Raw genomic sequence first — 22,079 nt, forward strand, 5'->3', positions numbered from 1 at the left:
ATTTAATTCCAAAATGCTCATTTCTCCTGTCAATCTTAGCTATTCAAACTTCCTTTTAACCAGACGCGAGGATGATATGGACCGACAGGGATTTGGATAAGGCTTGTTTTTCCTATCGAATTGACTCCGTAAAGTTCATCACTTTGGTTCGAGTCGAATCCTAATAGTGGGTGTCCCCCCAACTCTAGGGCACATGCTGTCAAGAGCAGCCTTTGCACGAGTATACCTGCTTCCATCTGTTGAATTCTGTATCCTCTATAGCCCAGTTCCTTTTTGTAGTGGTCCTTGTCTCCAACAACATGCAGACAGAGTGGAACTTGAAACAGATTTACAATAGGCGTTGTTAAACAATTTTGCATATACTCGCGGAAATCCCCCTTAGATATTCTCCGAAGTGCATGTGCACCTTTGTCATAGGCGTAAGCACCATCTTTAACACCTTCCACGTTATAAAAAGTGCCATACAAATTTAATCCTGTATCATGATTCCCCTGGGTATTGTCAAGGTCTTTTTGATATGAAAATGATAAAGTCTCATTTAACAAAGTGGATACTGTTGTTTGACTGACTTTCCCTATCATAAAATCAATATCAGGAGAATGCCTCTCTCTGCAGACGGATGCTAAATCGTATGACATTGCCTCCGTAAATGGCAGTATGATTAACTCTGTACCTAATGCATTTTTAAGAGGATCATCTTTTTTTATGTTCACAAATGAATGTGTTGCTTCCAACATCGAGGCTTCATTGATCTTTTTCAGTACTGGGTAATCAATGACTCTCTTTGAACGGTTATATGTTACATGCTTGAGCAACGGAACTTCCCTTGACAATTCCGTTGCAGAAATATTTTTATCTATTTGAAATTGGTCAACATTATAAATAGATAATGGGATCACAGCATTTACACTTTCATCCTGTTCAGATAGCCCAAGCAAATGATTGATCGAACGATCTAGAAATTGGTAACATACCCGTGTTGAGAACCCCATCCTATCCGCCACTTCCAACGATTGCCCAATTAGCACGCCTGCATCTAACCCTTGTAACCTGTAAGAGAAATTATTGTATTTGTAAAAATTTTTCCAAAAAACCGTCGATACAAAAACAATGCAAAAACAATCTGAAAGATTATAACGATTTCCAAGACTTCTGGATAAATAGGAATCGTAGTTGCCTTCTCGTAGCAATAAAAGGCGATGGTGTGCAACATCGTAGTGGTAAACTCCCTCTGGTACATCCTCCAACTTTAAGTACACATATAATTCATTGGGATACAACGCTCCACCAGAGGGAACAAATCTGCGAAACAACTGGGCGTAGCTTACAGTAGGTTTTTCCTCGGTGCCCTCAATGAAAGGAACTTGAGAGTATCGAGTAAGACCATAAACATACCATAAGTAATGACCAAACTCCTCTAGGCTTGGTGTTGAATTAACTTCTCTCCCTTTGAAGATTAACGGTACATTTGCGGTAAGTGGAATCTCTGGTAAGCCACGGTACAGTTTATAGGGAAGTGGTGCGTCTTCCCAATCCGGTTGCCAATCCGACGCAAGAAGTTTATCAGTGTCAAAATGCAGATTGTATAGGAATGTATCTAGTTCCAACCTGAAACCCTCCTACTCTTGCAGTTATGGAAATGGATGGGGATATGGATTTAACTGTTCATATGTTAACGGTTGCTTTTTAAACCCGAGTTTCACAGGTACGTTGAGTACCCGGTCAAGACCTCTTATACGTGTAAGGTGATGTCCAAATGTCATTGGCAACATTCCAGGAATCAATACCTTTACACAAAATAAGCTGTTCCTTTTGGTTATAGGTGATGTTTGGTCAACCACAATGACTTCCAGGTCTAACCTTCGAAACTTATTTAGAATATCCTCAACATCATCCTTCAAATCAGCATTCACCAACGGACATTTAAATTCCTCATCAAATGTACGTAAAGGACGATTTTTATCCAATAAAAAACTTAAATTCTCCTCTGCTTCTTTCAGCCCGTAAAGCATGCCATGGTCCTCCATGGTACGTACAGCAAACGGATTCTGTAACATTTCTTCATATTTCTGTCGATTTTTGTCTAAGATTTCGTCATGCCTAATCATCATTCCTGCAAGCTCGTAAATCGCACTTTTTACTGCCTTTACAGGATCAGGATTAGCTCCTGCTGCACAAATGAGGTTTGCACCCTTGGATTTTCTGTTTTTTGCCACTGCCCAAACGCACGGAATCTCATGTTCCATTGTCGCATTGTAAAAAAGCAGGTCATACCCAGTGACTTCACGAATCCGGCTAACCATCAACTGCAATTCTTTATCGTTCGCAGAACTAAGGTCAAGGCGGGGAAGTGGGAGTTGTGCATACCAGGTTAATAAGAATGAGTCTCGCTCAACGACCTCCATAATGGCATGGAAAATGGCCTCCTCTAAACTCCCTCCTAATGCACAGCCGTTGGAAGTCTCATAAACAAATCCTTCTCCATATCCCAAACTGTAATAGGCCAGTAACTCCGGAACCAGAATAGGGCGTTCTTGTAAAAATGAATATCCCCAGACCCAATTCATTGGTTGATCAGGATGAAATGGTTTAAATGGAAATTGTGGCTTTGCATACTGTTCCTCCTCATGCAAACCTACCCTTGCAGGATTTAATGCTTTATCCGCCAAATTGTGATAGCTATCACGAATTACCTTCCTTTTGCCTCGAGGTTCGATTCCGCAATATCTCTCCAAACCCTCTAAAATAGCAGTTAGCTCACTCATTTCATAAGAATTAGATCTACCTGCTACTCCCTCGTCCCCAACAAACAACGGCATGTTCACTAAAACGTCAGCGAACGGCAGCCTAAAATCCTGCATTTTCCCATTCATGATACCAGTACGATAATCCAGATAATCTTTGACTAGCACGTTTTTTAATTCATCCATCGAACGGCATCGGTAACCAGCAGGATTCAATTTAGGGCTAGGTTCTAACTTAATGTAAGCCAATTCAGATGTGTCTTTAGGTATTAGACTGCATATAGGGCACAACGAATCTGGCAAGAAAAAGTGGCTGGAGATCGTTAACATTTTCAGATTTGTAATGAACACCCGTTCTCCTAAGCAGCTTTGTTCTCCTTGAAGAATCTTCATCACTTCGTTACTAATCAAGATCGCCATTTGCGATAGTCCGGTTCGTGATACCCATGCATCACGGAGTAAACCTTCTCTTGCTGCCATTTTCATCCGAAGACCCAACATTTCTTGGCGATCAGGTCCAGCTAACATAAGTCGTATGTCAGCACATTGAGAACATCCCGGTACATCAGGTCGTACAAATGGACCAATGATTCCCTCACCAAACGAAACGAAACCTCGAAGCCATGGAATACCTAGGGCCCTTAACCTCTCTTCAGCTTTTTGATGAACGTGTGGTTTCCAGGTATCGTGCAGAACAAGAACTAATTCTGTATTTTCGGGAACCTCTTCAAGAATGCTTTGGCGCCTAACAATATAGTTTGGGGACAATTGATCATAGACATATTCCGCTAATAGACCCTCACCATCTATAAGTATATAAGCAGCCATTAGGATCCCCCCTCTTGAACCTGAACTCCAAACACCCCTGCCAGCTCTTGCTTTAAAAAAGGCTCAAAGGCAAAGTCATAGATTACTAACCGCATGCAGTTCCGGTTTAATACATGAATAGACGATTGTAATAGCTCCCGAGACGTAATTTCATCACAAGATGGGATATCAAGTTTGCTTTCGTTTTTTTCTAGAAAAACCTCTGACTCCATCTCTTGCTTTACTGTAGAATTCACTTGGTTTTGAGATTCCAAAAGCGCTTGTTCCAATGCATTACGTAATGCCAATGTTGTATTTAAACCTGCACTTTTGTACAAACGGCCATTCGACCTTACACATGCCACAGGAAAGCCTAGTACATCCTCTTTGAAACCAATTGTTGGAGCACCATTTAAGGTAGTCAGGGCATTAAAATAAAATCTGCATCTCTTATCTTCTATGGCTCCCAACTTAATACCATAAACCGTACTCTGCTGATCGACCTTTCTCTTTTTCAATTCTTCACCTAAATATACTTGAAGGCCTCTACAAACAGACTCAGCGATTGTTTCTCCAGCACCGATGCCTATAAATTCCTTAGGTATGTTTGAACCTACCTTATTCTTCTGATGTTTGTAACCCACATCGTGCAAATTTATCATTTGTGAAACATACATTTCAATGCCCGTCAGCCCGGCCTCTTTTTTTGCTTCCTCATGTGTTAGTCCCGCACAGACAACTTCAGGAAGTAGCTCTGCGGGTCCCTCTGGAAGGGGGTTAACGGCTTGTACATAGCACTGTGCAAGTGGAAGTTGGGGTAAATTTCGTTCCTCCCAGGTATGGAAAATTCCTATTTCTTCTGACGTTAATCGACTGAAATACTCTAAGAGGTCACTCGATTGTTCATTTCGGTCCGTTTCCTGTTCAAGGCGTAAATCAAAATCTTCCACCTGTCTTAGAGTATCACGTGTAGACGTACCCAATGGATGTGGGATGAAGTAAAGCCAGTTTCCTTCGAGGGTTTCAAGATCAAGCATGTAAATTTGATGACTCTCATTGGAATCTGCAATCCCTGTAGCCCTTTTAAAAAATTCGAATACTGAAACATTTGCCAGAATCGATCCCGCTGTCGAAGAGAAGGATTGAGGCAGTTGATCTTTTTTTAGTGCTGAGTGATGGATTCTGCGCCAAGCGGACTCCCAGCATCCATCTGTATCCGTTTGATCGAATGGACCAGATAGCCCCACCTGGTCTAAATAGACGGATGGCATAAATGCCTTCTTTTCTTGTTTGCAAACCAGATTAACATCCCTTAGTTCATTTATATTGCCATCCTGCGAGACGTATAGAATACAATCATAGGGCTGAATTGCTTCTCTCCAGAAACTGCTCCCCGCGTCTTTATGAAAGGGTACATTCTTTATCTCGACTTCAGAATCGGTCTTACGGGCCTTTTGCACCAGTTCATTTAGCCTCTGCCAATTGGTAGGAATGGAATCTGTAACCATAACATTTATTTTGGGCAGACCTGATTCGATTAACGCGGAAACCAATGAAACCATAAAGGGCCCAGAGCCAACAGCCAGAACTTTCGCCTGACGATATTCTTGAAAATGGTACGCACCAGATTCCATAAAATTCTCTATAAATTCGATTTGTGTAGCATACTTTTCAAGAACGTTTCGATTTAATTGATGAGGAGCCTCTTTGCTTAGATCCCGTACAAAACCGTTGGTGTACAACATTTCTCCTATTTCGTACACCCTGTCCCGATAAGGGGCAGTTAATCCCACTGTTAATTCTCCCAATGTAAGCTCTCCATTGAACGAGGGAATTATTTTTTCAATCCACTGATAGATTGTATTACCTTCCATTCGTAAGGTGCTTAAGTTGTTTCTAAAATACACACCGCCATGTGGATCTGGAAGAAAAAAAGTATCCCTTTTGACCTTCAGACGTGAGGACGAGTCTAGTTTTGTCATACAGCCCCTCCTTATTCATAATCATATAAATATGCATTATTAGTTTATGTACGATTTTTTGTCCAATATGATAACTAATAAAGAAGTGCCCCTGCGACAAATTACGCAAGGGCATTTTTGATTTACAAAATTAATTTTTCCTTTAGGAAATTACCCGGCTCCAAACAGCTCAAACTGCCAAAAGAATTAAATAAAACCGAAACCGAAACAACTAAAACCGAAGCCAAAGCCGAAACAGCCCAAACCAAAGCAGCCGCCACAGCCACCACAGCCGCCGCATCGGAAGCCACAGCCTCCACAAAGCCTGCTCATCGTATGCAGGTCTTGGCTTTGATGATCCAGAGGAACTAACTGACCAACTTGGTAAGGGTCGATTGCCAACCCTTGTAGCTCATTTTGTAACATTTTATTTCTTTCCTCCCCATTGTAATTATTTTGGTTAAACATGAATAAAGAGTGGAAAGTCAATGCCAGTTCTGTGTAAACGAAATCATTAGTTACGAAGTGTACTCTCTTTAACAAATTATGTTTTCTTTTAGGTCTCTGTTACTAATCATAGAGCCTATTTCTTTTTCCCTCCAATTTTTATCTATTGTTTTTTTCCATGGAATGGTTATGTTTCTTTCTGCCGGTGGATAAACGACCGAAACAAAATAAAACTTCAGAAGGAACATACAACATGAAAACAGCAAAAACCAATAGTAATTGTTACTTTTTTAAAGAAACCTTCTTCAATTCGATTGGCATATTGCTGTAAGAGCATTGGTCCTAAAATCTGGCTTGGGACTTCTTTTATATCTTCAATAATAATCTTTGTCCCTTTAGCAATATTGCAACCTTTACATAATATCCAAGCATTGGCCTCGACACTTGCTGTATTAGGCTTAGAGACATTCTGTTTGGTTGTGTTCTTGAAACGTTGGTCACCCAAAAAATCTTGATACGCAAATTTTAACAACACAAAAAACCACTCCCTAATTTTTATAGGAAGTGGTTATTGATATTGATATAAGTTTATTCCATGACTACTTCTCAGAATGAAGTAAAAATTGAGCGAAAAATAGTAATTACTATTTCTCAAATGTATGGCTTAAAAGCCCTACATCATGCCGCCCATTCCACCCATGCCACCCATGTCAGGCATAGCAGGAGTTTCTTCTTTAATGTCAGCAATTACTGCTTCAGTTGTTAGGAACATAGCTGATACAGATGCTGCGTTTTGAAGTGCAGAACGAGTAACCTTAGTTGGGTCAACGATTCCAGCTTCAACCATGTTTACCCACTCACCAGTTGCAGCATTGAAGCCTACACCAAGTGCTTCGCCTTTTAAGCGTTCAACAACTACAGATCCTTCAAGACCAGCGTTGTGAGCGATTTGACGAACTGGCTCTTCTAAAGCACGAAGAACGATATTCACACCAGTTGCTTCGTCTCCAGCAAGTTCGATAGCAGCTACTTTGTTATATACGTTCACAAGGGCTGTACCACCACCTGAAACGATACCTTCTTCAACTGCTGCACGAGTTGCGTTAAGAGCATCTTCAATACGAAGTTTGCGTTCTTTAAGTTCAGTTTCAGTTGCAGCACCAACTTTGATTACTGCAACTCCACCTGCTAATTTAGCAAGGCGCTCTTGTAATTTTTCCTTGTCAAATTCAGAAGTAGTTTCTTCCATTTGAACACGGATATTGTTAACGCGAGATGCGATCTTATCAGACTCACCAGCACCTTCAACGATTGTAGTATTTTCTTTTGATACTACGATCTTAGAAGCGCGACCTAATTGAGTAATGTCAGCAGATTTAAGGTCTAAGCCTAAATCTTCGGTGATTACTTGACCACCAGTTAGGATTGCAATATCTTCTAGCATTGCTTTACGACGGTCACCGAATCCAGGAGCTTTAACAGCAACTGCATTGAATGTACCACGAAGTTTGTTCACAACCAGAGTTGCTAGAGCTTCACCTTCAACATCTTCAGCAATTAGTAATAATGGCTTACCTTGTTGAACAACTTGCTCTAATACTGGTAGGATTTCTTGAATGCTAGAAATCTTTTTGTCAGTGATTAGCACATATGGATTTTCAAGAACTGCTTCCATTTTGTCAGAATCAGTTACCATGTATGGAGAAGCATATCCACGGTCAAATTGCATACCTTCTACTACTTCTAGTTCAGTAGAGAAGCCTTTAGATTCTTCAATTGTAATAACACCGTCATTACCAACGCGCTCCATTGCTTCAGCGATCAGTTGGCCAACTTCACTGTCGTCCGAAGAAATAGCAGCAACTTGTGCGATAGACTCTTTACCTTCAATTGGTTGTGAAATAGCTTTTAATTCTTCAACAGCTACAACAACAGCTTTTTCAATACCTTTGCGAACTACCATTGGGTTTGCACCAGCAGTAACGTTCTTTAAGCCTTCGCGAATCATCGCTTGAGCAAGAACAGTTGCAGTAGTAGTACCGTCACCAGCTACATCGTTTGTTTTACTAGCAACTTCAGCAACAAGCTTAGCACCCATGTTTTCGAATGCATCTTCTAGTTCGATTTCTTTTGCAATTGTTACACCGTCATTAGTGATAAGCGGTGAACCAAATTTTTTCTCAAGAACCACGTTACGACCTTTTGGTCCTAATGTTACTTTTACAGCATTAGCTAATGCATCAACACCACGTAGCATTGCGCGACGAGCATCTTCACTAAATTTAATTTCTTTTGCCATTCTAAAGCCCTCCTCAAAAAATTAATAAATCTTATGATATAAAATGCTGCTTCTTATTAACCGATAACAGCTAAAATGTCGCTTTCACGTAAAATTAAGTATTCAGCACCTTCGTATTTCACTTCAGTACCAGCATATTTTGAGAAGATAATGCGATCACCAACCGCAACCTCTAAAGCTACTTTTTCACCACTGTCTAGTACACGGCCTGTGCCTACAGCCACTACTTTACCTTCTTGAGGCTTTTCCTTTGCAGAATCCGGTAATACAATTCCGCTTGCAGTTTTTTCCTCTGATTCAACTAGTTCAATAACAACGCGATCACCTAATGGCTTTAACAAGTGAAACGACCTCCTCAAATAATTTAAATAATTAGTTTTTTTCTTATTAGCACTCAAACCTCTTGAGTGCTAACACAATTATTATATTAAATAATCTCTATCTATTTTGCAAGCAATTTGATATAGAATTTGGAAAAAAGATTCTATTTCTTCCATCAAATACGCCCTTGGCGTATTTGCGCCCGATTTTTCAGGCCCACATGATGTGGGTTACAAAGACGTTGCCACAGGATGTGGCGCTCTTAGTCTTTGAACTTAAGCTCGAAAAGTTTCCTTTTAGATTCGTGGCATCTGCCGAAGGCTTTACCTTTATTCAGTCGGAGTTCAAACTCTGACGGAATAAGTTAATAATTTGTCCACCCTACCTATCCTATGTTACAAATAGGAAAAATAAACCAACATTTAAAGTTCTTTCAATGAAATTTTGGTTTTGCATTATACTAATGGATAAGTATGAATATATGTTACAATACAAAGGGTGGACAGGTTCATATTTATTACTATTCCATCTATAAAAAGGAGATTTTCATGAAAGCTCGATATTGGTATGTCATTTTAACTTATATCATCATGCAGTTCTCTGGAGTTTTAGGTATCCCGCTTTTATTATATTTTGGTGTTGGAAATGACCTAGATCCAGCCACTGCTACAAATACAATTATTGCACAATGGACTGTTATTAGTTTTGTTGCTGCACTTCCGATTGTATTATTTTTATTAAGGCAAGATATTAAGGAGAGACATCAGAACTTAAGACGTTCCTCAAAAGGTGAGGCAATTGGATGGGCGATTGCAGGTGTAGTAATGGCCATGACAGCCCAGATAGTTGCTGCAAACATTGAAATTCATCTGTTTGGAATTGAAGCTGGATCTGAAAACACCCAAGAAATCATGTCCTTGGTCAAATCTTTACCATTACTTGTCATCGTTGTTTCGATTATTGGTCCAATTCTTGAAGAGATTATTTTCCGCCAAATTATCTTTGGATCATTATATAAAAAATTTAACTTTTTCATCTCGGGCTTAATTAGTTCGTTAATTTTTGCTGTTGTGCATATGGATTTCACTCATATCCTTATTTATACCGCAATGGGCTTTACCTTTGCATTCCTCTATGTACAAACAAAGCGAATTATCGTACCGATTTTTGCGCATGTTGCGATGAATACTTTTGTTGTAGTGATGCAGACGGTTTTTGCAGATGATATAGAAAGGATTATGAAGCAAGCCGAGAAGCTACAACAGTCATTTATTGGGGGCTTTTAATTTATGCGAAGAACTTCACCTTTTGCAATGGGCATCATTTACGTATTAATGGGAACTTTATTTACTTATATCGCGATCAGTAGTGCAACGGAGACAATCTGGAACTTTTCCACCATTCTTCTAGCACTTGTCGCAACCTTCGACTTTGGTGTGGCAATCCGAATGTTTGCCCTACACTTTAAAATAAAAAAAGTCACAAACGCAAAAAAATAACCTCTGAACGGAGGTTATTTTTTCTATTCTCTGCACTTTTCTTTATTCCATCGAATTCGAATTTGCTGCCATCATTTCCGCTTTAAGCACCTTCCTGTAGGCACTTCTTGATACGAGAATACTGATTTCATATAATCCGAATAACGGCACGGTGACCATTAAATGAGAGATTATCTCAGGAGGTGTGATTAAACCTCCAATTACTAGAAGCACAAAATATGCATATTTTCGTATTTTCGATAAGAACATCGGTGTGACGATTCCGAGTCTTGTTAGGAACATTACAACAACCGGCAGCTGAAATAAAAAGCCAAACGGTAAAGTCAGCTGCAACAAGAATTGAAAATACTCATTAATCCCGATTACCTGATTAATATCAAGGCGATCCGCTAACCGCGTCATAAAATTCACAACAAATGGGAATAAAATAAAATAGGAAAACGACACCCCTACTAAAAACAATCCTACTGAAAGCGGAATATAACTTAGAGTTACCTTTCTTTCCTTCTCATACAAGCCTGGACTAATGAATGCCCAAAGCTGGTACAGTAAAAAAGGAGAAGAAATAACAAGTGCAATAATAAAGGCAAATTGCATGTAAATTTTAATTGGATCTGTCATACGGAAAGCATTCATTGTCAGCTCTTTGGCTTCCTTGGCATTTTGCAAATAAAGAATTAGCGGTTCGGCAAGAAAAAAGCTTCCTAATGCAACAATGAAGAAGAAAACGACTATATAAATCAGTCGTTTTCGTAACTCACCAATATGATCATAGACGGACATTTCTCTTTCGTTCATATGACCCATCCTATCGTTACTTCACATCATTAGTTTCGTTCTTTTTAACATCATCATCGTCATCATCTGCTAAGCCTTTTGTTGCGTTTTTGAATTCACGCAATGTATTACCTGCAGCTTTTCCTAATTGAGGTAACTTCTTAGGTCCAAAGATTAATAATGCAGCAAATACAATCAATAGGATACTACCAAATCCAAGATTTCCCACTGTGTGCACCTCCCAATAATTTTAAAATGTATTTCTATTCTTCAATTGAATAATGCTTTAAAAAGTAAACTAGTGCTTGTAATTCAACAGCCAGATCAATATGATGGACTCGAATATGTTCAGGCACATTGATTCTAGCTGGTGTAAAATTAAGGATACCTTTGATTCCTTTATTCACAAGGCGATCAGTAATCGACTGTGCTGCGCCAACCGGCACTGTTAAAATAGCAACCGTGACATCATCAGGCAATTCTTTTTCAAGATCATCTAAATGGCACACCTTTACTCCACCTATACTACTTCCTACTTTATTATAATCCACATCAAACGCAAGCTCAATTTTTGTATTATTATTTTTTGAAAAATTATAATGTAAAAATGCAGTACCTAAGTTACCAACACCGATTAACGTAACCTTCGTCAACTCATCCTGATCAAGGGTCTTACTAAAAAAGGATAATAAATAATTGACATTATATCCATACCCTTTTTTTCCTAATGCACCAAAATAGGAAAAATCGCGCCTAATCGTGGCTGAATCAACCTTTACTGCATCACTCAGTTCTGCAGATGATACCCTCTGCTTTCCCGAGGCATGCAAGTTTTTCAAAAACCGATAATAAAGTGGCAGCCTTTTGGCAGTTGCTTGTGGTATTTTTGATTGTTCAAGATTCATGTCTATTCCCCCGCTACTTGCCTTTTAAAATCTCCGTTCTTTCCACCTGTTTTTTCGGCTAAATAGGTTGGCCCAATCACCATGCCTTTATCAACCGCTTTACACATATCATATACAGTTAGCGCACAAACAGATGCAGCCGTAAGGGCTTCCATCTCGACACCGGTACTACCCTTTGTTTTAACCGATACGGTAATATGCAAAATATATTCATCTTGGGTCGTCCAACTAAAACGAATATCGACGCCCTTCAATGCCAACGGATGGCACATCGGGATTAGCTCTGATGTCTTTTTAGCTGCCATAATACCTGCAACCTGAGAAACAGCAAGAACATCCCCCTTGCTAACTTCATTATTTATTATTTGCTCATAAATCAATTTATTCACATTAATACTCGATTTTGCAATCGCTGTACGAACAGTATCAGATTTCTCTGTAATATCGACCATTTTCGCTCGACCCTGCTCATTAAAATGGGTAAATGATGTCATATATCGAACCCTCCCATAAACTATACACTATTTTACCACATCTGTCTTTTAAACATCTGTGAACATTATCATTGCAGTTGCTCTATTTAGATAATATAAGATACACTGTTGTTAGAAACAAGAGGTGAGAAACAATGATTTTACTACAAGTAAATCAGCTCAAAAAGTATTTTGCTGCTGATCTTATTTTATCGAATATAAAACTAGAAGTACAAACGCGTGACCGAATTGCCATAGTTGGCCGAAATGGTGCCGGAAAATCAACCCTATTAAAAATTATTGCAGGTCAGATGTCCCATGATGGCGGTGAAATCATTAAGCCAAAAAGCGTCACAATCGATTACCTCGCACAGGACACGGGACTTGAATCAAATCTTACCATTTGGCAAGAAATGCTGACCGTCTTCGCACCATTACAAAAGCTTGAAAAAGACTTAAGAAACCTTGAAGTAAAAATGGGAGACCCTTCTGTTTTTGAAAATACCGCTGATTATCAAAAACTGCTCGAAGAATACGACCAGCTTCAGGTCGATTTTAAGGAAAAAGGTGGCTATCAATATGAAGCCGATATTCGCTCCCTTCTACATGGCTTTAATTTTACAGAAGAATTCTACGAAACCAAAATATCTAGCCTAAGCGGTGGTCAAAAGACACGCCTTGCCCTTTGTAAACTATTACTAACAAAGCCTGATTTATTGATTCTGGACGAGCCGACAAACCACCTCGATATTAGCACGCTTACTTGGCTTGAACAATATCTCCAGGGCTATCCTGGTGCACTCTTAATTGTTTCACATGACCGATACTTCCTAGACAAAGTCGTCAATCAGGTCTATGAGATTTCAAGACACACTAGCTCCAAATTTGTTGGGAACTACAGCAACTATTTAAAATTAAAGGCAGAAAACTATGAGCTTGATTTGAAAAAGTACGAAAAACAACAGGAAGAAGTTGAAAAACTAAAAGACTTCATCGCGAAAAACTTAGTCAGAGCTTCAACAACGAAACGTGCTCAAAGTAGACGAAAACAGCTTGACCGAATGGAGCTGATGGACAGGCCATTAGGTGATGAAAAATCAGCTTCCTTCCGTTTTGAAATTGAAAGACAAAGTGGAAATGATGTACTGAGCGCAAAAGACATCTCCGTTTCCTATGTAAAAGAAAAACCAATTATCAAAAATATCAATTTTAATATTTATCGTGAAGACAGTATTGCATTAGTGGGCCCAAATGGGATTGGGAAGTCAACCCTATTAAAAGCAATTATCGATAAGCTTGACCATGTGGATGGAACAATTCGTTTCGGTTCTCATGTCACGATTGGCTACTATGACCAACAACAAGCAAACCTCACCTCGAATAAAAGAGTGTTAAATGAATTATGGGATGAATATTCGCTTAAACCTGAAAAAGAAATCCGCACTGTTCTTGGGAACTTCCTATTTTCAGGGGATGATGTGTTAAAAATCGTCTCAACCTTAAGTGGTGGAGAAAAAGCGAGGCTTGCTCTTGCAAAGCTTATGATGGAGAAATCGAACTTCCTCATTCTTGACGAGCCAACGAACCACTTAGACCTTGATAGTAAGGAAGTACTTGAAAATGCTTTAATTGATTACCCTGGGACAATCCTTTTTGTATCCCATGACCGATACTTTATTAACCGTATCGCAACGAAAGTATTTGAGTTATCCCCAGCTGGACTGACAGAATACCTTGGTGATTATGACTACTACCTTGAGAAAAAATTCGAAATGGAAGAATTGGCTAGACTTGAATCACAGGAGAAAAAGACTGATAAACGAGAAGTGGTCCAAGTAAAAACATCCTATGAACAAGAAAAGGAATTAAAGAAGCAAGAACGCCAACGAAAACGTAGAATTGAAGAAATTGAACTTGAGATATCCTCTCTTGAGGAAAAAACCGAAGAAAATGAACAGCTTCTGTGCGACCCTGAAGTCTACCAAAACCATGAAGAAGTTCAACGTATTAATGAAGAAAATGAGAAAATATCAGCTAAGCTAGAAGCCCTAATGGAAGAATGGGAATCCCTCCACGAAATAAGTGGTTAGACCTTTTCCGCTTATCCACAAAACAAGTTATCCCCATCTAAAAACAAGTTTAGATGGGGATTATTTGTAGCATTTTCCACATTTTTTCGAGTTATACACTAACTTATCCACATTATCAACATTTATCAACAGAGTTATCCACAAATAGTGTCCACAAATTCACATTAGTTATTTCAGTACTTTTTATTAGTTTTCCACAAATTTATTGAGTCTGTGGATTATTTATCAACAAAAAAATAGCCCTTATGGACTACTTTTTTGCATTTTTGTTTTATGACTAATAAGTGACATAGGATTTTTCATCTATGCTAGGACTAATAATTTCACCTTTTACTGTAAGTGAATTATTTCCGACTGTCTCTGATTTCCTCATACACTTATCCTGATATGTTGTAGAATTGTATTCATTTGAATAAACTCCTGGAATATTTCTCATGCTAGCTGGTGTTATTGTTCCCTTTACACATACTTTAGTGAGGGAATCAGCATTTTTTAATATGAAACCCGTTAAATCTGCATCCCCCGTAATATAAATACTTGAGTTCACAGGTTTCATAATTTGATCATATAGTTTGGCATTACCGATAATCACAATTGATGAATTAATAAATCCATTAGGATTAAACTTGCCGATTCTAGTCGGGTTATTTACGTCTAAACTATGGATAATTAGTTTAGAATGTGAAACTGCATGCGACAAGTGGTCAAGATTCACTCCTTTATTAAAAACAATAGAAGAATTAGAGATTCCATTCGTATCTGGAATTTTCGTAGGATCCAAATTTGAACTGCAATCTACCGTGGTTTTATTTTTATTAAAATCAGCAGTTGTACATGATCGTAAATTTTTACTTTGTATGGAATTAATAATGTCTTCATATATTGGTACAGGGGTAGGAGCACCGGCTGTTATTTCTATGCTGTTTGAGTTGATAAAATATGAAAAATCAAATGTTGCACTCAATACTTTTTCAAGATTTTCCCCATAATACCCATAACTATCAAAAGTAATACTGTAACATTGTGAATTGGCAGGTGTTTGGGGGGAGCAAGTCGTTTTCATGATCCCATTCGGGTTAATTTTAATTTTAAATGAACTATCTGCATCCACCGTCTTTTCTGGAAGAAATCCATCCCCAGTGTGAGTAAAAAGAGAGTTATCATTCTTATACAAATTATTTAATTCAATAGGAAATTGATTATTAAACTTTTCGATTAATACAGCTTTTGATGCTGCATTCGTAAAGTAGCGATTAATGATTTCTTTTTGCTTTGCTTGATCATATAATTGCTCATTTAGAAATGACTTTAATTGAGTTTCATAGTATACGACTCCCATTTCAGCAATGTCTGTTGTTTTTATGTTGGATTCAGTCTTACTAATTTGCTTCATGTTATTAATTGAAGCACCCATTACTGCCAAACCTAATACGGAAATCACAGTAAGTATTAATAAAACAACTACAAGGGACATTCCTTGCTCATTTTTTAAGTTCCGCATAATATCCCTCCTTACAGTCTGGAAATAATGGTTTTAATCTCGGACGTTTGGCTTGGATGCTTTTTATCTTTTATGATAATTTTTATGTATAAAGGTTGAGATGAATTAACAGTTGTTGTAGTCGAAAAAGGGACTTCAGCAGATCCTTGAGAATTGACCAATGAATAAACAAAGTTTTCATTTGATATTTCCACAGTATTAACAACAGTTCCGGATACATCTTTTCCTATGAGTTGAATTCTATTTGCATCTGGACTCTGATCAACGACAATATCATACATTGCATAAGTTTCATGGGCTTTCGTAATAGTAGTGACAAGGATATTCATTTCTTGCTGTCTTGAAACATTATCCCTTGATTTTTCGGAGTAGTTCATCCCATTTATTAAAACACCATAGATTAGTATGCTAACAATTGAAAAAAGCGCCATTGTTGCAAGTAGTTCAATAAGTGTAATTCCGCCATTGTTTCGGAGGTGTTTCATCATCTACTAATCCTCCTTTTAGTTCTCAAAGTAGGTAAAAGTTTCGGATAATACGTTTGTCCCATTTATAACTTGAACATTTATTTTTGATAAGGATATATCTATATTTTCATCACTGCTTGTATCCACATTGACTTTAATGGTAAAGTTTTGTTTTGTAAAAATAAGGGTCAAAATATCGTTGTTTATTTGAATATCCTGAGTTAAATTAAGGTTTGGATAACTGGATTTAGGAATGGACGTAACTGAAGAAGTTCTGGAATAATTGATCAAATTTTTTAGCGCCAGATTTTTTTCTTCATTTACTTTGAATTCTTCTTGTACTTCTCTGGCAATATTTGTTGCGTTCATTTTGTCAGAGGAGACTCCATTATATTTAGCTGACATGATGAAAAATGACATGAAGCTAAGCAATATGATGGTTAAAATAGCAATTGAACTAATTAATTCTATTAAGGTAACCCCTTTTTCGTTTTTAATGGATTGGGTCAAGCAATCACCTTCTATTAATATTTTCAAGTGGCAAAAGCACCATTTCCTATCTTTTTATATAACTAAATAGTATTATACATGATTTTTAAGAAGTCATTTGGTATTTTAGAGTAATTGGAGTGTGTGCTGTCGAAGTTAATAGTTATCGAAATGCAAAAAAGTCCCAAGTGTAGGTTTTTCACTTGGGACTTCTCTTTATTTCGCATATGATGGATTCAATCTAAGTTAAATCTCGATATCTAGGCCGGGATTGGCGTTTAACGCATAGGATGAACGTTTCCCTTTTTCGTACAAGACACTTCCAACTGCCGCAATCATCGCAGCATTGTCTGTACAAAGTGAAAGTGGCGGAATAATGAGCTTCACTTCTGGCATTTCCGAAAATGCTTCCTCCAAAGCTGCCCGCAATCCTTTATTTGCTGCAACTCCCCCAGCTAAAAGAACTTGTTTTACTTGATACTCTTTTGCTGCCTTCACAGTTTTTGTTACTAAAACATCAATAACACTTTCCTGAAAGCTTGCTGCTAGATTCTTTGGATCAATCGTTTCTCCACGCTGCTCCGCATTGTGGAGAGTATTAATGACAGCTGATTTTAACCCACTAAAACTAAAATCGTAAGAGTCCTCTTCTAGCCATGCTCTTGGTAAATCAATCGTCGCTGTTCCTTCATGGGCAAGTCGATCAATATGAGGGCCGCCTGGATATGGGAGACTAAGTGTTCTAGCCACCTTGTCGTATGCCTCGCCAGCAGCATCATCCCTCGTTTCCCCGATGACCTTAAAGGATGCATGCTCTTCCATATAAACAAGCTCAGTATGGCCTCCAGACACAACTAACGCTAATAACGGAAACTCCAGCTCCTCAACTAATCGATTTGCATAAATATGACCTGCAATATGGTGAACTCCTAAAAGGGGAATGTCGTGGGCAAATGCCACCGCTTTTGCTGCATTGACCCCAATTAATAAAGCACCTACTAAACCAGGTCCTTCCGTTACTGCAATACCATCAATATCTGAGAAATTAACATCAGCCTGCTTCATTGCCTCTTCAATTACAAGTGTGATGGCTTCAACATGATGCCTTGATGCAATTTCCGGAACAACCCCACCGAAGCGTTTATGACTTTCTATTTGTGATGCAACAACATTTGATAAAATTTCCCGTCCATTTCGCACAATCGAAACAGCCGTTTCATCACAGCTTGTTTCAATTCCCATAATTATTTGGTTATCACTCATGTAAATTCACCCACATTACTAGCGCATCTTCATTATTGTCTGTATAGTAATTTTTTCTGATTCCGCCAGGCTTAAAGCCTAGTTTTTTATAGAGGTTTTGTGCAACAAGATTCGTTACTCTAACCTCAAGCGTCATCGTTGCTGCTTGATGCTGCATCGCTAATAGCTTCGCCTGCATCAACAAAGCTTCCCCTAGCTTTTTTCCTCTATATTCTGGAAGCACCGCGATATTGGTAATATGGCATTCATCTAAAATAAGCCACATCCCACAATACCCAATCACTTCGCCGTTATCAGTCATCACAATATACTTGGCAAACTGATTATGAACTAACTCATTATAAAATGCTTCTCTCTTCCACGGAACAGTAAATGCCGACGTTTCAACCTTCACTACACCATCAATATCGTCTAACGTCATGAAACGAAACAAAATCTGTTGATTGATGATATCTTCCATTCTTACCCCTGCCTCTTCCCTAACCAGTTCGCTTCTGCCTCTGCCAAACGAATATAATTTGGCACAAATGAATGAACATCCACTGGCTCTTTCTTCAACCCTAATTCTGCTAACTCACTTGGTCTCGGATTCCAATCTGTGTATGGTGCAACATATGCAAGTTGATCAAAATCTGTTTCTATCTGTTCCTTGTGGATAACTAAATCATTCCCAATAAAAAGTACCGGTGTTTCTTTCTTTTTAAGCTCCTCAAGCCAATCCGATAATAAAATAATTTTATCTTCTTCCACACAAGTCAGGGTCCTTCCTTCATATTGATAAAGACCTGTATATACTTGGCCTCTTCTTGCATCAAATAATGGAGAAATAAAGCCATTAAAATACCTGCCATTGGCTGCTACCACTTCTAGACTCGATACTCCTACCAACGGAATTTGTAATGACCATGCTAATGTTTTCGCAATCGTGACTCCAATTCTTACCCCTGTATATGAACCAGGGCCCATAGCCACTACAATTTTTTCAAGCTCATTAGGCTTTATGCCGCATTCCTTCATTACCTGTTCAATGGCTGGCATCACACGGACAGAATGGTTCTTTGGTAGATTTGTAATGACCTCTCCAATCACTTTCTCCTCATCAACAATCGCGATCCCTAATACATAATTGGATGTATCTATTGCTAAAACCTTCATTCGCCAAATAACTCCTCACATAAATGTTGATACCTTTCCCCAATTGGCATCACCGTAATCTTACGCTTTGTATCTCCTTGGTGTTCGATTCTGATTGTGAACCGATCCTTTGGTAGCCGGTCTTCGATAAGATGGGCCCACTCAACGACAGTCACTCCATCACCCTCAAAATACTCATCAAATCCAAGATCCTCATCACTACTATGCTCCAAACGATATACATCCATATGGTATAAAGGAATTCGCCCATGGTATTCCTTGATTATCGTAAATGTCGGGCTATTCACCGTTCTAGTAATACCAAGTCCTTTTGCCAGCCCTTTTGTAAAAGTTGTTTTTCCTGCCCCTAAATCACCTTCAAGAGTTATCACATCGCCTGATCTAAGCCTTTCAGCCAGTCGATAAGAAAAATTCTCCGTTGCTTCGGGTGTATTCGATATAAACTCATATTTTTCCATACAATCCACCTTATTTAGTAAAATGATTATACCCCTTCATTTCAAGCTTTTGTAGTTCCCCGTCTCGGTTTAAAAATACAGCTGGACCGCCTTCCGAAACAGTCCCAATTTTTGAAAGGACATAACCATGTTCTTTTGCTTTTTTCTGTAGTATATCCCAATCTGAAGCAGCCATCGTCCCAACTAGTTCAAAGTCCTCCCCACCGTATAATGCAAACTCTAGAGCATGGTCTTTAAACTGTGCTAAAATAGCATCGCTGAATGGGATTTTAGCATCATCTATAAGTAAAGTAACACCGCTTGCTTTTGCTATCTCATTGGCTTCACTGGCTAAACCATCACTAATATCATTTAAAGAGACCCTTCCAAAAGTAGATAAAAGTCTCCCAATCTCTACTCTCGGTGTCGGATATTGATGTTTTCTTATAAGGGGTTCCTCTAACTCAGTAAACGAATGTTTTTTTCCACTATGTAATAATACATTCAACCCAGCTGCTGAGTCTCCAACCGTCCCAGTCACAAAAACAATATCTCCTGGCTTTGCATGGCTTCGTAAAAAATGCTTTCCTTTCTCAACCTCACCAAGAACCGTAACGGTTATAACCAAGGATTCAGAAATCGACACAGTGTCGCCACCAATTAAATCCATCCCGTACTTATCTGCTAGCATTGCCATACCTTCATAAATCGATAACAAATCCGCTTCATTCCAATCCTTCGGAATAGCAATAGACACCAAATAATATGTAGGGATTCCACCCATTGCCGCAATATCACTAATATTAACAGCTAAAGCCTTATATCCAATTTGATAAGGATCCATTGTGTGAGAATTGAAATGAATCCCCTCCACCATTGTATCCATACAGATGATTTGTTCCATATTTGGGGTCGGACGAAAAAGTGCAGCATCATCACCAATCCCTGCAATTAAACCAGATTGAGAAATATGCTTAGGTTTGATTTGATCAATAAAGTGAAATTCATCCTGCAAAGCCATCTAATGTCACTCCTAATATGTCAAAAAAGAAAATAGTAATCGAAGTAGTGAAAAAAAGCCTTAGGACAACGCCTAAGGACCTTTATACAATATTATAAGTTTACCGTATTTCAACAAAATCAGCAAAAAAAGATATTAAATTGATGAATTTTTGTACAAGAAGGAGCCACTTGTTCGCTTTTGCATTCAAAATTTTGATGAAGGACTTTTTGACGAGGTGCTCGCTGTGTTCGTTCCTTCACCGGGACGATGAGGACTTTTTGGAAGTGATTCTGCTTTCGTTTAGGTCTTCATATGCATGATGAGGACCTTTTCGAGGTGATTTTGCTTTCGTTTAGGTCTTCATAAGCACGATGAGGAACTTTTGGGAGGAATCCCGCTTTCGTTTGGGTCTTCATAAGTGCGATGAGGTCCTTTTCGAAGTGATTCTGCTTTCGTTCGGGTCTTCATAAGTGCGATGAGGACCTTTTGGAGGGGATTCTGCTTTCGTTTAGGTCTTGAAGGACTTTTCCTAGTGGAGTTGGTTGCGTTCGGTCCTTCATAACCATAATCCAGAATGAAAGGTTTATTAATGGGATTTTTCACTTTTTTCCCCTTCATGACCATGATGAAGGGTATTTGGGCAAGGTTCTTCGCCTCTTTTCCTCTTCATAACCACGATGAAGAGCATTTAGGAGAGGTTCTTCACATATTTTACACTTCAGAACCCCTATGAAATGCTCTTTGATATGGTTCCACGCTTCTTTTCCCCTTCATATGATTAATGAAACAATTTCTGTTAATCCTTTTTTCATTTACGTTTCCCTTTATATAAAAAAACTTGGCTTTGAATATTATTCCCATAATTAGAAAGAACCACAACAATAAATGTTGTGGTAGACCCAAATCTTATTCTTTTTTTCAAAATAAAAATACGAAACCTGAAGTTTCGTGTGTTTGTAAAATATGGCGGTCCCGACCGGGATCGAACCGGCGATCTCCTGCGTGACAGGCAGGCATGTTAACCGCTACACCACGGGACCATTTGGTTGCGGGGGCAGGATTTGAACCTACGACCTTCGGGTTATGAGCCCGACGAGCTACCAGACTGCTCCACCCCGCGATAATAATAAATATACATTTTTGCCATGCGTATAGTTTGCACATGACTGTCCCATAATTGTTGTGGTAAACCCAAATTTTCCTTTTCCAAAAAAAAACGAAACCTGAAGTTTCGTGCGTTTGTAAAATATGGCGGTCCCGACCGGGATCGAACCGGCGATCTCCTGCGTGACAGGCAGGCATGTTAACCGCTACACCACGGGACCATTTGGTTGCGGGGGCAGGATTTGAACCTACGACCTTCGGGTTATGAGCCCGACGAGCTACCAGACTGCTCCACCCCGCGATAATAATAATATAAAAGCCTAGCGACGTCCTACTC

Annotated in this window: 22 protein-coding genes and 4 tRNA genes; 3 read left to right on the forward strand and 23 right to left on the reverse strand. The window is 38.8% G+C overall.

The window, feature by feature from the left end:
* Positions 1–35: 35 nt before the first annotated feature.
* The 7 genes from V7097_RS22850 to groES all read right to left on the reverse strand — a co-directional run bounded on the left by V7097_RS22850 (position 36) and on the right by groES (position 8,599).
* Positions 36–1,607: a SagB family peptide dehydrogenase gene (locus V7097_RS22850; RefSeq protein WP_335705936.1), complete on the reverse strand. Its 1,572-nt coding sequence runs from the start codon at positions 1,605–1,607 to the stop codon at positions 36–38.
* Positions 1,608–1,631: 24 nt separating this feature from the next.
* Entirely contained in the window at positions 1,632–3,572 is a 1,941-nt protein-coding gene (locus V7097_RS22855; RefSeq protein WP_335705937.1) for a TOMM precursor leader peptide-binding protein, read from the reverse strand.
* A complete protein-coding gene (locus tag V7097_RS22860) occupies positions 3,572–5,533 on the reverse strand; it encodes a putative thiazole-containing bacteriocin maturation protein (protein WP_335705938.1) in 1,962 nt (653 codons plus the stop codon). The genes V7097_RS22855 and V7097_RS22860 overlap by 1 nt, the downstream gene beginning before the upstream one ends.
* 186 nt (positions 5,534–5,719) lie before the next feature.
* Entirely contained in the window at positions 5,720–5,938 is a 219-nt protein-coding gene (locus V7097_RS22865; RefSeq protein WP_335705939.1) for a heterocycloanthracin/sonorensin family bacteriocin, read from the reverse strand.
* Positions 5,939–6,194: 256 nt separating this feature from the next.
* Entirely contained in the window at positions 6,195–6,494 is a 300-nt protein-coding gene (locus tag V7097_RS22870) for a hypothetical protein (RefSeq protein WP_335705940.1), read from the reverse strand.
* Between the two features lie 138 nt (positions 6,495–6,632).
* Complete coding sequence (gene groL, locus V7097_RS22875; protein WP_335705941.1) at positions 6,633–8,258, reverse strand: chaperonin GroEL; 1,626 nt, start codon at positions 8,256–8,258, stop codon at positions 6,633–6,635.
* Between the two features lie 56 nt (positions 8,259–8,314).
* A complete protein-coding gene (gene groES / locus V7097_RS22880; RefSeq protein ID WP_335705942.1) occupies positions 8,315–8,599 on the reverse strand; it encodes a co-chaperone GroES in 285 nt (94 codons plus the stop codon).
* Between the two features lie 528 nt (positions 8,600–9,127).
* Between groES and V7097_RS22885 the strand changes: the two genes are divergently transcribed.
* Positions 9,128–9,865 carry a CPBP family intramembrane glutamic endopeptidase gene (locus V7097_RS22885; RefSeq protein ID WP_335705943.1) on the forward strand — a complete coding sequence of 246 codons (738 nt, stop codon included), beginning with the start codon at positions 9,128–9,130 and terminating at the stop codon, positions 9,863–9,865.
* 3 nt (positions 9,866–9,868) lie between these two features.
* Positions 9,869–10,078 carry a YdiK family protein gene (locus V7097_RS22890; protein WP_335705944.1) on the forward strand — a complete coding sequence of 70 codons (210 nt, stop codon included), beginning with the start codon at positions 9,869–9,871 and terminating at the stop codon, positions 10,076–10,078.
* Positions 10,079–10,120: 42 nt separating this feature from the next.
* On the opposite strand, the gene tatC is transcribed toward V7097_RS22890, so the two are convergent.
* From tatC to moaC, 4 genes are read right to left on the reverse strand one after another with little or no spacing between them, the layout of a single operon-like run.
* Positions 10,121–10,876: a twin-arginine translocase subunit TatC gene (gene tatC / locus V7097_RS22895; RefSeq protein WP_335705945.1), complete on the reverse strand. Its 756-nt coding sequence runs from the start codon at positions 10,874–10,876 to the stop codon at positions 10,121–10,123.
* Positions 10,877–10,892: 16 nt separating this feature from the next.
* Positions 10,893–11,084, reverse strand: coding sequence for a twin-arginine translocase TatA/TatE family subunit (locus V7097_RS22900; protein WP_335705946.1), 192 nt, complete (start codon positions 11,082–11,084; stop codon positions 10,893–10,895).
* Between the two features lie 34 nt (positions 11,085–11,118).
* Complete coding sequence (locus V7097_RS22905; RefSeq protein WP_335705947.1) at positions 11,119–11,760, reverse strand: redox-sensing transcriptional repressor Rex; 642 nt, start codon at positions 11,758–11,760, stop codon at positions 11,119–11,121.
* Positions 11,761–11,762: 2 nt separating this feature from the next.
* A complete protein-coding gene (moaC, locus tag V7097_RS22910; protein WP_335705948.1) occupies positions 11,763–12,254 on the reverse strand; it encodes a cyclic pyranopterin monophosphate synthase MoaC in 492 nt (163 codons plus the stop codon).
* A 134-nt stretch (positions 12,255–12,388) separates the two neighbouring features.
* On the opposite strand from moaC, the gene V7097_RS22915 reads away from it, so the two are divergent.
* Positions 12,389–14,323, forward strand: a complete 1,935-nt coding sequence (locus tag V7097_RS22915) for an ABC-F family ATP-binding cassette domain-containing protein (protein WP_335705949.1) — start codon at positions 12,389–12,391, stop codon at positions 14,321–14,323.
* 277 nt (positions 14,324–14,600) lie between these two features.
* Here V7097_RS22915 and V7097_RS22920 read toward each other — a convergent pair whose 3' ends face one another.
* From V7097_RS22920 to V7097_RS22975, 12 genes are all read right to left on the reverse strand, one after another.
* Positions 14,601–15,824, reverse strand: a complete 1,224-nt coding sequence (locus V7097_RS22920; RefSeq protein ID WP_335705950.1) for a hypothetical protein — start codon at positions 15,822–15,824, stop codon at positions 14,601–14,603.
* Positions 15,825–15,835: 11 nt separating this feature from the next.
* Positions 15,836–16,312: a PulJ/GspJ family protein gene (locus V7097_RS22925; RefSeq protein ID WP_335705951.1), complete on the reverse strand. Its 477-nt coding sequence runs from the start codon at positions 16,310–16,312 to the stop codon at positions 15,836–15,838.
* A gap of 15 nt (positions 16,313–16,327) precedes the next feature.
* Complete coding sequence (locus V7097_RS22930) at positions 16,328–16,801, reverse strand: type IV pilus modification PilV family protein (protein WP_335705952.1); 474 nt, start codon at positions 16,799–16,801, stop codon at positions 16,328–16,330.
* 225 nt (positions 16,802–17,026) lie between these two features.
* Positions 17,027–18,043, reverse strand: a complete 1,017-nt coding sequence (tsaD, locus tag V7097_RS22935; protein ID WP_335705953.1) for a tRNA (adenosine(37)-N6)-threonylcarbamoyltransferase complex transferase subunit TsaD — start codon at positions 18,041–18,043, stop codon at positions 17,027–17,029.
* Positions 18,036–18,503 carry a ribosomal protein S18-alanine N-acetyltransferase gene (gene rimI / locus V7097_RS22940; protein ID WP_335705954.1) on the reverse strand — a complete coding sequence of 156 codons (468 nt, stop codon included), beginning with the start codon at positions 18,501–18,503 and terminating at the stop codon, positions 18,036–18,038. The genes tsaD and rimI overlap by 8 nt, the downstream gene beginning before the upstream one ends.
* A 2-nt stretch (positions 18,504–18,505) precedes the next feature.
* On the reverse strand, positions 18,506–19,198 hold the full coding sequence (gene tsaB / locus V7097_RS22945) for a tRNA (adenosine(37)-N6)-threonylcarbamoyltransferase complex dimerization subunit type 1 TsaB (protein ID WP_335705955.1): 693 nt from the start codon (positions 19,196–19,198) through the stop codon (positions 18,506–18,508).
* Positions 19,195–19,656 (reverse strand): tRNA (adenosine(37)-N6)-threonylcarbamoyltransferase complex ATPase subunit type 1 TsaE, encoded by a 462-nt coding sequence (gene tsaE, locus V7097_RS22950; RefSeq protein WP_335705956.1) that lies wholly within the window; start codon positions 19,654–19,656, stop codon positions 19,195–19,197. Before tsaE ends, tsaB begins: the two co-directional genes overlap by 4 nt.
* A 10-nt stretch (positions 19,657–19,666) precedes the next feature.
* Positions 19,667–20,656: a thiamine-phosphate kinase gene (gene thiL / locus V7097_RS22955; protein ID WP_335705957.1), complete on the reverse strand. Its 990-nt coding sequence runs from the start codon at positions 20,654–20,656 to the stop codon at positions 19,667–19,669.
* Positions 20,657–21,602: 946 nt separating this feature from the next.
* Positions 21,603–21,678, reverse strand: a tRNA-Asp gene (locus tag V7097_RS22960).
* Positions 21,679–21,681: 3 nt separating this feature from the next.
* Positions 21,682–21,758 (reverse strand) — tRNA-Met (locus V7097_RS22965).
* A gap of 129 nt (positions 21,759–21,887) precedes the next feature.
* Positions 21,888–21,963: transfer RNA gene (locus tag V7097_RS22970), tRNA-Asp, on the reverse strand.
* A 3-nt stretch (positions 21,964–21,966) separates the two neighbouring features.
* Positions 21,967–22,043: transfer RNA gene (locus tag V7097_RS22975), tRNA-Met, on the reverse strand.
* Between the last annotated feature and the right edge of the window lie 36 nt (positions 22,044–22,079).

It is taken from the genome of Bacillus sp. JJ1562 (assembly GCF_036962705.1).
In the GTDB taxonomy this organism is placed as follows: Bacteria; Bacillota; Bacilli; order Bacillales; family Bacillaceae_L; genus Ferdinandcohnia.